Source organism: Cupriavidus sp. 05T42 (assembly GCF_056396345.1).
In genome coordinates, this window is the sequence record NZ_JBFTLH010000002.1 from 386,348 (window position 1) to 400,691 (window position 14,344).

General features: G+C 67.5%; 13 protein-coding genes. 4 read left to right on the forward strand and 9 right to left on the reverse strand.

Annotation, left to right across the window (positions count from 1 at the left end):
- Positions 1-17 precede the first annotated feature (17 nt).
- Both AC1EJR_RS03945 and AC1EJR_RS03950 read left to right on the forward strand, forming a co-directional pair.
- A complete protein-coding gene (locus AC1EJR_RS03945; RefSeq protein WP_092290221.1) occupies positions 18-608 on the forward strand; it encodes a chromate transporter in 591 nt (196 codons plus the stop codon).
- Complete coding sequence (locus AC1EJR_RS03950) at positions 605-1,135, forward strand: chromate transporter (RefSeq protein WP_092290219.1); 531 nt, start codon at positions 605-607, stop codon at positions 1,133-1,135. The genes AC1EJR_RS03945 and AC1EJR_RS03950 overlap by 4 nt, the downstream gene beginning before the upstream one ends.
- 21 nt (positions 1,136-1,156) lie before the next feature.
- Here AC1EJR_RS03950 and AC1EJR_RS03955 read toward each other — a convergent pair whose 3' ends face one another.
- The 9 genes from AC1EJR_RS03955 to AC1EJR_RS03995 form a co-directional block, all read right to left on the reverse strand.
- Complete coding sequence (locus AC1EJR_RS03955) at positions 1,157-2,989, reverse strand: ABC transporter ATP-binding protein (RefSeq protein WP_441590554.1); 1,833 nt, start codon at positions 2,987-2,989, stop codon at positions 1,157-1,159.
- Between the two features lie 122 nt (positions 2,990-3,111).
- On the reverse strand, positions 3,112-4,788 hold the full coding sequence (locus tag AC1EJR_RS03960; RefSeq protein WP_092290213.1) for an L-lactate permease: 1,677 nt from the start codon (positions 4,786-4,788) through the stop codon (positions 3,112-3,114).
- Between the two features lie 353 nt (positions 4,789-5,141).
- Positions 5,142-5,786 carry a glutathione S-transferase family protein gene (locus AC1EJR_RS03965; RefSeq protein ID WP_477112923.1) on the reverse strand — a complete coding sequence of 215 codons (645 nt, stop codon included), beginning with the start codon at positions 5,784-5,786 and terminating at the stop codon, positions 5,142-5,144.
- A gap of 60 nt (positions 5,787-5,846) precedes the next feature.
- Entirely contained in the window at positions 5,847-7,034 is a 1,188-nt protein-coding gene (locus tag AC1EJR_RS03970) for an aminotransferase-like domain-containing protein (protein WP_092290211.1), read from the reverse strand.
- 52 nt (positions 7,035-7,086) lie between these two features.
- Positions 7,087-7,542: a RidA family protein gene (locus AC1EJR_RS03975; protein WP_092290209.1), complete on the reverse strand. Its 456-nt coding sequence runs from the start codon at positions 7,540-7,542 to the stop codon at positions 7,087-7,089.
- 12 nt (positions 7,543-7,554) lie between these two features.
- The gene (locus tag AC1EJR_RS03980; RefSeq protein WP_441590552.1) at positions 7,555-8,550 is read right to left on the reverse strand and encodes a DMT family transporter; all 996 of its coding nucleotides are present in this window, start codon (positions 8,548-8,550) and stop codon (positions 7,555-7,557) included.
- A 20-nt stretch (positions 8,551-8,570) separates the two neighbouring features.
- Positions 8,571-9,203 (reverse strand): LysE family translocator, encoded by a 633-nt coding sequence (locus tag AC1EJR_RS03985; protein ID WP_441590551.1) that lies wholly within the window; start codon positions 9,201-9,203, stop codon positions 8,571-8,573.
- 10 nt (positions 9,204-9,213) lie between these two features.
- Positions 9,214-9,939: an alanyl-tRNA editing protein gene (locus AC1EJR_RS03990; RefSeq protein ID WP_441590550.1), complete on the reverse strand. Its 726-nt coding sequence runs from the start codon at positions 9,937-9,939 to the stop codon at positions 9,214-9,216.
- Between the two features lie 32 nt (positions 9,940-9,971).
- On the reverse strand, positions 9,972-10,649 hold the full coding sequence (locus AC1EJR_RS03995) for a VOC family protein (RefSeq protein WP_441590549.1): 678 nt from the start codon (positions 10,647-10,649) through the stop codon (positions 9,972-9,974).
- A gap of 189 nt (positions 10,650-10,838) precedes the next feature.
- Here AC1EJR_RS03995 and AC1EJR_RS04000 point away from each other — a divergent pair, with 189 nt between their 5' ends.
- Positions 10,839-12,323: an aminotransferase-like domain-containing protein gene (locus AC1EJR_RS04000; protein ID WP_477112915.1), complete on the forward strand. Its 1,485-nt coding sequence runs from the start codon at positions 10,839-10,841 to the stop codon at positions 12,321-12,323.
- Positions 12,324-12,432: 109 nt separating this feature from the next.
- Positions 12,433-14,334, forward strand: a complete 1,902-nt coding sequence (gene htpG, locus AC1EJR_RS04005) for a molecular chaperone HtpG (RefSeq protein WP_441644098.1) — start codon at positions 12,433-12,435, stop codon at positions 14,332-14,334.
- Positions 14,335-14,344 lie beyond the last annotated feature (10 nt).

Here is a 14,344-nt window from a genome sequence, read left to right on the forward strand (position 1 = left end):
ATTTATCGCCGCCTATCATGTCTGCCGCCCCGCTGCCCGACGTCTCCGAGCCTGCCCTGGCTCCGCCCCCCAACGCCCGCACCCTGTTCTTCGAATTTGCCCGCATGGGGCTTTCCGGCTTCGGCGGGGTGCTCCCGTTCGTGCGGCGCGCCGTCGTGGAGCGCAACCGCTGGCTCAACGACCGGGATTTTGTCGAGATCCTCAGCCTCGGGCAGGTGTTGCCCGGCCCCAACGTTATCAACCTGGCCCTGATGCTGGGCCTGCGCTTCGCCGGCCTGCGTGGCGCCGTGGCGGCCTTCTGCGGGCTGGTGCTGGTGCCGATGGTGGTGGTGCTGTGCGCCATGGCGCTGTACCTGCGCTACCAGGACGTCACCGCCGTGCGCCAGATGCTGGCCGGCATGACGGCGGTCTCGGCCGGGCTCGTGCTGTCCACCGGGGTCAAGCTGGCGGAAAGCCAGCCGCGCACGGTGCGCGCGGTGGTGGTCGGCGTGGCGGCGTTTGTCGCCATCGGCCTGCTGCGCTGGCCGCTGCTGCCGGTGATGGCGGTGCTGGTGCCGGTGGCGCTGGTGCTCGAACATCGCGCCGAAAAGCGCCGGGGGCAGGCATGAGTTCCCCGGAGATCCTGCGCAGCCTGCTCGGGCATTTCGGCATGCTGTCGCTGCTGGCCGTGGGCGGCGGCGGCACCGTCATCCCGGACATGCACCGCTACCTCGTGGAAGCCAACGGCTGGATGACCGATGGCCAGTTCGCGGCGCTCTACGCCATCTCGCAGGCGTCGCCGGGGCCGAACATCCTGTTCGTGGCGCTGTTCGGCTGGCAGGTAGCGGGGGCGGGCGGCACGTTCGCGGCGATGGTCGGCATGTGCGGGCCGTCGAGCCTGATCGCGCTCGGCTTCGAATACTTCGCCGGCCGTTCGCCGCACGCGCGCTGGCCGGGGCTGATCAAGCGCGGCCTGTCCGCGCTGACCATCGGCCTGCTGATGTCCACGGGCTGGGTGTTGGCCAGCAGCGTGGACCACAACTGGACCGCCGTGGCGGTGACGCTGCTGACCATCGCCCTCATGCTGAAGACGCGGGTTCATCCGCTGATGCTGGTGGCGCTGGGCGCCGGCGCGGGGCTGCTCGGGTTGGTCTGACCCCGGCCTGAGCCGGTCCGATCAGTCCACGCCGACGAAGCCGCCGGTCTGGTGCGCCCATAGCCGGGCATAGAGCCCGCCGCGCGCGAGCAGTTCGGCGTGGGTGCCGGTCTCGACGATGTGGCCACCGTCGAGCACCACCAGCCGGTCCATCCGCGCGATGGTCGAGAGCCGGTGGGCGATGGCGATCACGGTCTTGCCCTCCATCAACGCCTCCAGGCTCTCCTGGATGGCCGCCTCCACTTCGGAGTCGAGCGCCGAGGTGGCCTCGTCGAGAATCAGGATTGGCGCATCCTTCAACAGCACCCGGGCGATGGCGATGCGCTGCCGCTGCCCGCCGGACAGCTTCACGCCACGCTCGCCCACCAGCGCGTCGAGCCCCCGCTGGCCGTTCCCATCGATCAGATCGCCGATGAAGTCGTCCGCCCGGGCACGCCGCAGCGCCTCGCCCAGGTCGGCATCGCTACTGTCCGGCTTGCCGTAGAGCAGGTTCTCGCGGATCGAGCGGTGCAGCAGCGACGTATCCTGCGTGACCATGCCGATCTGCGCGCGCAGGCTCTCCTGCGTCACCCCGGCCACGTCGTGGCCATCGACCAGAATCCGGCCAGTTTCGACGTCGTAGAGCCGCAGCAGCAGGTTGACCAGCGTCGACTTGCCGGCCCCGGACGGCCCCACGAGCCCGATCTTCTCGCCCGGCTGCACGGTCAGGTTGACATGCTCGATCACCCCGGCGCCCTTGCCGTAGTGGAAGCCCACGTCCTCGAACTGCACCTCGCCCCGGGCGATGCGCAGCGGCTGCGCGTCCGGCCGGTCCACCACGTTGCGCGGCACGGCAATCGTCTTCATGCCGTCCTGCACCTGCCCGACGTTCTCGAAGATGCCATTGACCACCCACATGATCCAGCCGGACATATTGTTGATGCGGATGACCAGCCCGGTCGTCAGTGCGATGGCGCCCGTGGAGATCAGCCCCTGGTTCCACAGCCACAGCGCCAGCCCGGTCGTGCCGGCGATCAGCGCGCCGTTCATCGCCGTGATGGTCACGTCCATGGCGCTGACCATCCGCCCTGCCATGCGCATCTTGTCGGTGTGACTGGCCATGGCGTCGCGCGCGTAGCTTTCCTCGTGGCGCGTGTGGGCGAACAGCTTCAGCGTGGTGATGTTGGTGTAGCCGTCCACGATGCGGCCCATCAGCCGCGAGCGCGCCTCCGTGGCCACCACGGAACGCTGCTTCACGCGCGGCGTGAAGTACGCCAGGGCGGCGATGTAGCCGGCAATCCACAGGATCAGCGGGATCATCAGCCGCCAGTCCGCCTCGGCGAACAGGATCAGCGCGCTGATGGCGTAGATGATCACGTGCCAGAGCGCATCGAGCGCATGCACGGCCGAGTCGCGCAGCGAGAACCCGGTCTGCATGATGCGCTGGGCAATCCCCCCCGCGAAGTCGTTCTGGAAGAACGACAGGCTCTGCTGGAGCAGGTAGCGATGGTTCTGCCAGCGGATCAGGTTGGCCAGGTTGGGGTTGATTACCTGATGCAGCAGCACATCGTGCAGGCCGAAGAACAGCGGGCGCAGCAGCAGCGCCACGGCGGCCATCCACAGCAATTCATTCTGATGGCGCGCGAAGAACTGCCCGTCCGGTGTTCCTTTGGCGAGGTCCATGATCCGGCCGAGGAAGCTGAACAGCGACACCTCGATCAGCGCGGCGATCAGGCCCACCACCAGCAGCGCGAACAACACCCCGCGCACCTCGCGCAGGAAGTACGCGTAGAACCGCCAGATGCTGGCCGGCGGCTGCGTATCCGGCATGTTCCGGAATGGATCGATCAATCTTTCCAGGCGGCGAATCGGCATACGGCGGTCCCTCATCTCGTCTGTTGGAGTGAACCGGTGATGATACGCCCAACAAAAAGCCCCGCCATGAGGCGGGGCTTGTCTGCATGCCTGGTCGAGCAGGCAATATCAGTGAATCGCCATCAGTGAATCACCATGTGCGTGAACGGCGGCACGTACGCCTGCAGGGTCACGAACAGGCCGACGAGGATGGCCAGCACGACCGAGTGGAAGAACACGTAGCGCAGGATCTCGCCCTCGTGGCCGTACCACTTGGTGGCGGTGGAGGCCACCACGATCGACTGGGCGTCGATCATCTTGCCCATCACACCGCCCGAGCTGTTGGCGGCCGCCATCAGCACCGGCGACAGGCCCAGCTGCTCCGCCGTGGTCTTCTGCAGGCCGCCGAACAGGACGTTGGACGCCGTGTCGGAACCGGTCAGTGCCACGCCCAGCCAGCCCAGCATCGTGCCGAACAGCGGGTAGAACACGCCGGTCTGCGCAAAGGCCAGGCCCAGCGTGGCGTCGAGACCCGAGTAGCGGGTCAGGTAGCCGATGCCGAACATGGCGCAGATGGTCAGCAGCGAGTAGCGCACCAGCTTGATCGTCTCCCAGTACTCCTTGAGCAGGCGCGGCACCGAGTAGCCCATCAGCAGGCCGCCGACCAGCGCCGACACCAGGATGCCGGTGCCGGCCATCGACAGCACGTTGAAGTTGAACACCGCCCCTTCGACGATTTCCTTCGGCACCACCGGCGGACCCTTGATGATGGCCTTGTCGAGGCCCGGGATCGGGAATTTGTACTGCCAGATGCCGTCCACGAGCTTCTTGAACTCGGGAATGCCCCAGACGAACACGAACACGGTCAGGATGACCCATGGCATCCACGCCTTGACCACCGAAATGCCGACCGACGCCGCGTTGGCGCGGGCTTCGGCTTCCAGGGCTTCGGGGTGATCGACCTTAGAGTCGTCGTGGCGGCCCAGGATGCGCGTGGAGGTCCAGATCTCCTTCGGATGCCAGATCTTCAGGAAGGCGGTCAGGGCCCCCATCGAGATCAGTGCCGAGATCACGTCCACCAGCCACGGGCCGTGGTAGTTCGAGACCAGGAACTGCGGCACGGCGAAGCTGACGCCCGCCACCAGGATGGCCGGCCAGATGGCCAGCATGCCGCGGAAGCCCGCGAACGCCCAGATCAGCCAGAACGGCACCAGCACCGAGAAGAACGGCAGTTGGCGGCCAATCATCGCGGAGAGCACGGTCTGTTCGATGCCGGTCACCGACGAGAGGCCGATGATTGGCGCGCCGAGTGCGCCAAACGCCACCGGAGCGGTATTGGCGATCAGCGCCAGGCCAGAAGCGGCTAGCGGCGAGAAGCCCAGGCCGATCAGGATGGCGCCGGTCACGGCCACCGGCGTGCCGAAGCCGGCTGCGCCCTCGAAGAACGCGCCGAAGCTGAAGGCCACCAGCAGAAGTTGGAGGCGGCGATCTTCGGTCACGCCCGAGATCGAGTTCTGCAACACCCTGAATGACCCGTTAAGTGTGGTCAGCCGGTGCAGGAAGATGATGTTGAGGACGATCCACCCGATCGGAAACAGCCCGGAGACGATGCCCAGCCCGGCCGCCTTGCCGGCCATGGCCGCGGGCATGCCGAACACGAACGACGCCACCGCGATGCCGACCGCCAGCGCCAGTCCGGCAGCGATGTGGGCCTGCATGTGAAAGAACGCCAGCGCTGCGAGCAGCACGGCCACAGGGACCCCCGCGGCAATGGTAGACAGCGCCATATTGCCGAGCGGGTCATAGATTTGACTCCACACGATTGAATCCTCCTCTGGGTTTGGAAGGCAGCCGTGCCTCTGTCGGGCCTGGACTGCCGCTACTGCATAGCAACTGGGCGTGCGGCGGCAAGCGCATCGCTGCGCACAGAAAGGCGATTGTAAGGACGCGAGTTCCCCGCAATCGCTTAAATCCGGTCACCGGGTCGATGAATCGGATTCAGGGATCAGGGTTTGTTCGGGGGGAGCAGAGCGCACCTCACAACTCTCGGGCGAGGGTACTCCTAAAACGGACGTTCGAATTTGGCGTGGCCGTCGAGTGCGGCCAGGAAAAGGGACGCCTGCGCCGCTAGTCAGATCGGACAAAAACCGATCGACCAAAGGCGCAGGACGATTCAGCGCAGCGGCAGGACGAGGATGCCGGTGGCCGCCGGCCGGGCGCGCATGTCGTCCAGCCAGCGTTCGAGGTTGGGCCGTGCCGTGTGGGGCACGGGCGTGCCCATCCAGCGGTGTGCCGCGCAGGCCAGCGCGATGTCGGCCATGGTGAAGCGGTCGCCGCCGATGAACTCGCGGCTGGCGAGCGCCTTGTCCAGCATCGCGGCCAGCGGCTCGGTCCGTTCGCACGACTTGGCGATGACCGCCTCGTCGCGCTTCTCGGCCGGCACGCGCACCATCTGCAGGAAGGCCGAGACCATGGCCGGGCTGAACGCCGTGGTCTGCCAGTCCATCCAGCGGTCGGCGGAGGCGCGCTCCTTGACGTCGGACGGCCACAGCGTGCCTTCGCCATAGCGCGCGCACAGGTAGCGCACGATGGCGTTCGATTCCCACAGCACGAAGGGCTCGCCGGCCACGTCCGTATCGCGGAAATCCTCGATCACCGGAATCAGGCGATTCGGATTCAGGCGAATGTAGGCCTCGGTGTCCAGCTCGCCCTGGTGATTGCCGATGTCGATGCGCTCGTGGTCCAGGTGCAGCTCGCGCGCGCACCAGACCACTTTCTGCACATTGATCGACGACAGGCGGCCCCAGATGCGCAACAGGCCTTGCGGCTCCTCCACGTCCATGGCGATCGGCTCTCCTTCAGGGTTCCGGGGCTAGCCTCAGGCAGCGCGCGGCTGCGGCGCTGCCTTGGCGATGGCTTCGCGGAACAGTTCGCCGAGGATCGTCACGCCTTGCTCGATCCGCTCCGGCGGCACCGTCACGAAGGCCAGGCGCAGCGTGTTCATGCGCGGATTGCCCGCATAGAACGGCGCGCCCGGCACGTAGGCCACGTTGCGGCGCACGGCTTCCTCGAGGATCTTCATGCTGTCCAGCCCCTCGGGCAGTTCCACCCAGATGAACATGCCGCCTTCGGGCTGGTTCCACGTCACGCCGGCGGGCATGTGGCGCTTGAGTGCATCAAGCATCACTTCGCATTGCTTGCCGTAGAGCGCGCGGATGGTCGGGATATGGCGTTCGAGCAGGCCGTCGCGCACGGACTCGTAGGCCATGCGCTGGGTGAAGCTCGGCGTGTGCAGATCAGATGCCTGCTTGGCCTGGCACAGCTTGAAGTGCAGTTCGGGCGGGGCGATCACGAAGCCCAGGCGCAGGCCGGGGGCCAGCACCTTCGAGAACGAGCCCATGTAGATCACGCCGTCCGGGTTCATCGAGAGCAGTGTCGGCAGGATGTCGCCGGTGTAGCTCAGTTCGCCGTAGGGGTCGTCTTCCACCAGCAGCAGGTTCAGTTCCTGCGCGCGCTTGACCAGCGCCTGGCGGCGCTCCAGGGGCAGGCGGCGGCCGGTGGGGTTCTGGAAATTCGGCAGGGCGTAGAGGAAGCGGGCGCCGGCGGTCAGCTCCGGCGTCAGCGCCTCGGGCACCAGTCCGCGCTCGTCGGTCGGCACCGAGACGAACTCGGGTTCGAACAGCGAGAACGCCTGCAGGGCGCCGAGGTAGCTCGGCGTTTCCACCAGCACCGGGCTGCCCGGGTCGATCATCACCTTGGCGATCAGGTCCAGCGCCTGCTGGCTGCCGGTGGTGATCAGCACGCGCTCCACCTCCACGTTGTAGCGCTTGGCCACGAATTCGCGCAGCGGCAGATAACCCTCGGTGGCGGCATATTGCAGCGCGCCCTGGGGGTTATCGGCGAATACGCGGGCCACCGCCGCTTCCATGGCCGCTACCGGGAACGACGCCGGGGACGGCAGGCCGCCGGCGAAGGAAATGACTTCCGGACGCTCGGTGACCTTCAGGATTTCGCGGATGGCCGAGCTGGTCAGTTGCTGTGCTCGGCGGGAGATGGCCCATTTCATGATCTGTCTCTGGTGGGGTGAATCTTGGACTGCGTGGTGGAAAAAATACGAATTATGCGATTTCGACAATCATTTCGATCTCGACGCAGGCGCCCATCGGCACCTGGGCCACGCCGAACGCGCTGCGCGCATGGCGGCCCTTGTCGCCGAAGACCTCGACCAGGAACTCGGATGCGCCGTTGGTCACCAGGTGCTGCTCGGTGAATTCCAGCGTGGAGTTGACCAGGCTCATCACCTTGACGATGCGCTGGACCCGGTTCAGGTCGCCGATATGGGCGTGGAGCGTGGCCAGCAGGTCGACGGCGATGGCGCGCGCGGCGGCCTTGCCGGTCTCGGTGTCGACGTCCTTGCCGAGCTTGCCGGCCCAGACCTTGCCGTCCTTGCGGGCGATGTGGCCCGAGAGAAAGACGGTGTTGCCGCTGGTCGCGGCCATGACATAGGCGGCGGCGGGGGCGCTGACGGGGGGCAGTTCCACGCCGAGGCGGGCGAGGGTGTCATATACGGACATGCATGGCTCCTGTTAGTGAAGTCGTCCTGGAAATATGGGGGGCGCCCCTTCGGCCGCGGTGGCGGCCGGTGGCGTGGCGGGTGCCGTGTTGCGCACGGCGGCGCGGCGGCCAAGGGCCACCACGGCAATCACCGCCACGGCAAAGGCGAGGGTGGGGGCGTCGAGGGGCTCGGCCAGGATCACGGCGCCGCCCGCCAGCGTGAGGAACGGCTGGAGCAATTGTATCTGGCCTACGCGGGCGACGCCGCCTTTTGCGAGTCCGGCGTACCAGAACAGGAAGCCGATGAACATCGAAAAGACCGATACATAGGCCATGCCGAGCCACGCCCGGGAGGATGCCGCGCCGATCTCGGGCGCGTGCGCCATGGCCAGCCACGCCACCACGGGCACCAGTACCGGCAGGGACACGACCAGCGCCCAGCTGATGGTTTCCAGCCCGCCCAGCTCCCGTGACAGCTTGCCGCCCTCGGCATAGCCCAGCGCGCCAAGTACCACGGCGGCGAACAAATACCAGTCTGCATGTTGCAGGCCGCCGGCCCCCTGCCACAGGGCGAAGGCGATCACCAGCGCGCTGCCGGCCACGGCCGAGAGCCAGAAGGCCGGGGAAGGGCGCTCGCTGCCGAACCACGCCGCGAACACGGCGGTGGCCAGCGGCAGCAGGCCAATCACGATGGCGCCATGGCCGGCCGGCACCTCGCGCATGGCGAGTGACGAAAACAGCGGAAAGCCGACCACCACGCCCAGCGCCGTCACGGCCAGCCGTGCCCACTGGCGTCCGCGCGGCCGCCGTGCCGGGGCCAGCGCGCCGCGCAGGGCGAGCAGGCCCAGCGCCAGGCAGGCCGCCAGCACCGCGCGGGCCAGCGCCACGAAGATGGGGTCCAGCTCGGCCACGGCCATGCGCGTGAACGGCAGCGTCTGGCTGAAGATCGCCACGCCGATGAAGCCGAGCCACATGCCGCCGGAAGCGGGCGGATGGGAGGGAGAAGCAGAAGCAGAAGGATTTGCCATGATGGGGAGGCCCGGGAAGATCAGTGCGGCTGCGCGGCAAGGGCGATCCAGACCGCCGTCACGCCGAGCGCCAGCCCCATCGTTCCATTGAACCAGCGCACGCGGTTGCCCTGCGCCAGCCAGTGCCGCAGCGAGGCGCCGAGCAGCCCATAGGCGCCGTTGCTGAAGAAGCCGAAGACCCCAAACACCGTGCTGACCAGCGCGATGCGCTGCGCGGGCGAGGGCGCGCCGGCCATGTACGAGGCCGCCACGGCCAGCGCCAGCATCCACGCCTTGATATTGGCGTACTGGAACGCGGCCGACTGCCAGACGTTCATCGGCTTGAGCACGGTCTTCTCGGCCAGCGAGGCGCTCCGGGCAATCTTCCACGCCAGCCAGAGCAGGTAGGCCACGCCGACGACATGGATGGCGCGCGCCAGCATCGGGCTGGCCAGTATCAAGGCGCCCACGCCGGTGGCGCACAGCGCGACGATGCTCGCGAAGCCGAACGCCACCCCGATGCAATGCGGCAGCGTGGCGCGCAGCCCGAAGTTGGCCCCGGTCACGGCGGCGATGGTGGTGTTGGGGCCGGGCGTGAACGCGCCCACGGCCAGCAGCGTGATCAATGCGAGGAACTGGGCCATCGACAGGCCCGTCAGCCAGTTGGCATCCATGACGGCGACCTCAGGCCAGCGCGGCGAAGTTGACCACCACGCGGCGGTTGGTGCGGCTCTTCTTTTCGATCTTGGTCACGGTGACCGCGCCGATCTCGCCCGTATTGGCCACGTGGGTGCCGCCGCAGGGTTGGCGGTCCACACCGGGGATCTCGATGATGCGGATGGTGGACGTGCCGGCCGGCGGCGCGGCGCCCACGGTGCGCACCAGATCGGGCTGCGCGGCGAGCTGTTCGGGCGTGATGCGGTCGATCCGCACATCGGTCTTCGCGCCGATCAGCGCGTTGAGCTGCTCGGTCAGTTCGGCCTTGTCCAGCGTGGATTCGGGGAGGTCGAAGTCGATGCGCGCGGAATCGGGCGAGATGCTGCAGCCAGTCACCGGCACCGGGATCAGCGATCCCAGCAGGTGCAGGCAGGTGTGCAGCCGCATCAGCTTGTGGCGGCGCGCCCAGTCGATGCGCACTTCGCCCTGGTCACCGGGCTGCACCGCCGGGGCGTCCGGCGCCGGCACGTGGAGGATGCGGGTGCGGTCCTCGGCGTAGATCGTGTCGATCAGCGCCACCACGCGGCCATCGGCCAGCACCAGCGTGCCGGTGTCCCCGGCCTGCCCGCCGCTGCGCGCGTAGCAGACGGTCTGGTCCAGCTCGATGCCGGCCTCGCTCACGGCCACGACCGTGGCGTTGCAGTGGTCGAGATAGGCGTCGTCGTCGAAACGCTTGGTGGTGGTGGCGGACATCGTCGGGGGCTCCTTCGGGGGTATTTATATAGTCAGCGCAGGGTCTTGGTGCCTGCTGGGGTGTCGATTTCGGCCACCAGTTGTGGCGGCCCATCGGTCTGTTCGATCTCGATCAGGTCTGCTGCGCCGATCCACGCCAGCCCCTGCCGCAGCAGTTCCGCCTGTGGATGGCTGCCGCGCAGCCGACGCAGCGCCAGGTCCTGGCGCGGGAGGCTGATGGCGGGGTGGTTGGGCACGTCCCACTGGATCAGCGTGGGGAACAGGCCATCGCCCGCATGCGTCGCCTCACCCGGCCAGGCCGGCAGGCTGCCGTCGTCGGGCACGGTCAGGCGCCAGTGCAGCGCGCCGCGCGTCATCGGAATGGCCGGGGCGATGCGGTCCGGGTACTGCGCCTGCCAGCGCGACAGGTCGATCGGCCGTTCCACGCGGGCGGCCCAGTGGGCCAGGAACGGGCCGTCGGCCAGCCGCTCGCGGATGGCTTCGCTGTCCAGCCCGAACCAGCGCGGCCGATCCGGCGCCGGGGCGGCCGGGTCGATCGCGATCACTTCGAGGTACATCCCGCCGAACAGCCCCATGACGCGGTTGTGCGTGCCCATGCGCGGGTGCGCGCCGCCGCCTTGCGGGGCAACGCCGAGCAGGTCGGCAACATGGTTCGCGCCGGATTCCAGATCCGGGGCCGCGATCACGAGGTGGTCTATGGCGAGCGTCATTGTCGGTTGATGGTAGACAAGGTTATCGGTACAGTACCGATACAGTTCAGCAGATCGTATTCAGTACAGTTGCGGGAGCACCACATGGAAGGCAGCGAAGCGGACGAAAGGCGGCACCCCGGGCCAGACCGCAAGGATAGCGGAGGCCGCTCGGGTGCGTCGGGCGGCACACGGCCTTTGAGGCTGGTGATGCCGACGGCCGGCCACGAGCAGTTGCCGGACCCGATTCCTTCGGCCCAGATGACGCTGGTCGAGCAATTGACTGAATGGGCACGGCTGCGCATCGACGAACGGGTCTTCCGGGCCGGCATGCGCATGCCGTCGATCCGGCAACTGGCCACCGAGAAGGGGATTTCGCGCTTCACCGTGGTGGAAGCCTATGAGCGGCTGGTGGCGCTGGGCTACCTGGAGTCGCGGCGCGGCTCGGGGTTCTATGTGCGGGAGCGCGTGGCACATCCGTCCACGGCCGCCACGCCGCCTTCGGACGCCATCCGCAATATCGACGTGACCTGGCTGCTGCGCAGCATGTTCCATTCGGCGGAGAGCCACAAGGCGCCGGGCTGGGGCTTCCTGCCGAACGAGTGGCTGGACGGCGAGCTGATGTCCGGCGCGCTGCGCAGCCTGGGGCGGCAACCGGGCAACCATTTTTTGTCGAGCGGCACGCCGCAGGGCTTCCTGCCGTTGCGGCAGCAGTTGCGCACGCGGCTGGAGGAGCTGGAGATCGGCGTCACGCCGGACCAGATCGTGATGACCTCCGGCATCACGCAGGCGTTCGACCTGATCGCACGGCAATACCTGCACCCCGGCGATACCGTGCTGGTCGGCGATCCGGCCTGGTTCGTGATGTTCGCGCGCTTCGCCGCGCAGGGCGCCCACGTGATCGGCGTGCCGTACACGGCCGATGGCCCGGACCTGGACGCGCTCGAGCGCGTGGTGCAGGCCCATCGGCCCAAGCTGTTCGTGGTCAATTCCGTGCTGCACAACCCCACGGGCACCTCGCTCTCCGCCGCCCGGGCGTTCCGGCTGCTGCAACTGGCCGAGCAGTACAACTTCCTGGTGGTGGAGGACGATATCTATTGCGATCTCTGCCCGCCCGGCCACGCCGCCACCCGGCTGGCCAGCCTCGACCAGCTCCGGCGCGTGATCTATCTCGGCAGCTTCTCCAAGACGCTGGCCGCCAACCTGCGCGTGGGGTTCATCGCCGCCAGCCCGGAGCTGGCCGTGACGCTGACCGACAGCAAGCTGCTGACCGGCATGGCCACGCCCGAGATCAACGAGCGCGTGGTCTACAAGGTGCTGACCGAGGGCCACTACCGCAAGCACGTGGAGCGCGTGCGCGGCCGGCTGGACCGGGCGCGCGACGAGACCCGCCACCAACTCGAACGGCTGGGTTTGCGGATGTTCCCGGGCCAGCACGCCGGCATGTACCTGTGGGCCGATACGGGCGTGGACACCAATGTCATCGCTACGGCGGGGCACGAGGAGGGCTACCTGTTCGCCCCGGGCAGCCTGTTCTCGCCCAGCCAGATGCCATCCACCTGGACGCGCTTCAACGTGGCCAGCAGCGCCGATCCCGGCATGCTGCGTTTCCTGGCCGCGCAGATCGAGCGATTATCCGGCCAGCCGGCCTCTGGCGCCCATACCGCCCCCGCCCCCGCCACCCCGGGGGCTTGAAAAACCGTCCGTCCATCCCGATTTGAAGGGCCATCGACCCCGCCGCGCACCGCGCCCGGGGCAACCCCGGATGTGCCCGCTTTGTTTTCAAGCTTTCAAGAGGAGAACCATGACCGCACCGCACGAAACGATGAGCTTCCAGGCGGAAGTGAAGCAGCTGCTGCACCTGATGATCCACTCGCTGTACAGCAACAAGGAGATCTTCCTGCGCGAGCTGGTGTCGAATGCTTCGGACGCCACTGACAAGCTGCGCTTCGAGGCGATCGCCAACCCGTCGCTGCTCGAGAACGATGCCGACCTGGCCATCCGCATCGAAGCCGACGCCGCCAGCCGCACGCTGAAGATCACCGACAACGGTATCGGCATGAGCCGCGACGAGGCGATCCGCAACCTCGGCACGATCGCGCGCTCGGGCACCAAGGAATTCTTCCAGCAACTGTCCGGCGACCAGCAGAAGGACGCCGCGCTGATCGGCCAGTTCGGCGTGGGCTTCTACTCGGCCTTCATCGTCGCGGACAAGGTCACGGTGGAGACGCGCCGCGCCGGCGTGCCGGCCGAGGAAGCCGTGCGCTGGGAAAGCACCGGCGACGGCGAGTTCACGGTGGACGCCATCTCGCGCGCCGAGCGCGGCACCACCATCACGCTGCACCTGCGCGAGGGCGAGGACGACTTCCTGTCGTCGTACCGGCTGCGCCACATCATCCAGAAGTATTCGGACCATATCTCGCTGCCGATCCGCATGCCCAAGGAAGAGTGGGATGCCGAAGCCAGCGCCCACAAGACCACCGGCGAGTGGGAGAGCGTGAACCAGGCCAGCGCGCTGTGGACGCGCGCCAAGTCCGACATCACCGACGAGCAGTACCAGGCGTTCTACCAGCACATCGCCCATGACCAGGAAGCCCCGCTGACCTGGACCCACAATCGCGTGGAAGGCCGCAGCGAGTACACGCAGCTGCTGTTCATCCCGGCGCGCGCCCCGTTCGACCTGTGGGACCGCAATCACAAGGCCGGCCTGAAGCTGTACGTGAAGCGCGTGTTCATCATGGACGACGCGGACCAACTGCTGCCGGCGTACTTGCGCTGGGTCAAGGGCGTGGTGGATTCGGCCGACCTGCCGCTGAACGTCTCGCGCGAGCTGCTGCAGGAGAGCCGCGATGTGCGCGCGATCCGCGAGGGCAGCACCAAGCGTGTGCTGTCGATGCTCGAATCGCTGGCGGACAGCGAGGACGAAGCCGATCGCGCCAAGTACAAGACCTTCTGGGAGCAGTTCGGCCAGGTGCTCAAGGAAGGCATGGGCGAGGACCAGGCCAACGCCGAGCGCATCGCCAAGCTGCTGCGCTTCGCGTCCACCCACAGCGACACGGCCGAGCAGTCGGTCTCGCTGGGCGACTACGTGAGCCGCATGAAGGAAGGGCAGGACAAGGTCTTCTACGTCACCGCCGACACCTGGGTGGCCGCCAAGTCGAGCCCGCATCTGGAAGTCTTCCGCAAGAAGGGCATCGAAGTGCTGCTGCTGACCGAGCGCGTGGACGAGTGGATGCTGTCCTACCTGCACGAGTTCGACGGCAAGGAACTGGTGTCCGTGGCGCGTGGCGACCTGGACCTCGGCGCGCTGGCCGACGAGACCGAGAAGGCCGAGCAGGAAAAGGCCGAAACCGACTGGAAGGACGTGGTCGACCGTGCCAAGGGCGTGCTGGAAGGCAAAGCCAAGGACGTGCGCGTGACGCTGCGCCTGACTGAATCGGCTTCGTGCCTGGTGTCGGACGATGGCGACATGAGCGGCTACCTGCAGCGCCTGCTCAAGCAGGCCGGCCAGAAGGCGCCCGACGCCCAGCCGATCCTGGAGCTGAACCCCGAGCACGCGCTGGTGAAGAAGCTGCGCGACGTGGCCGGCGACGAAGCCTTCGCCGACCGCGTCAGCGTGCTGTTCGACCAGGCCCTTCTGGCCGAGGGCGGCATGCTGGAAGATCCGGCCACCTACGTGCAACGCGTGAACCGCCTGCTGGCCTGAGGCCGGTTTG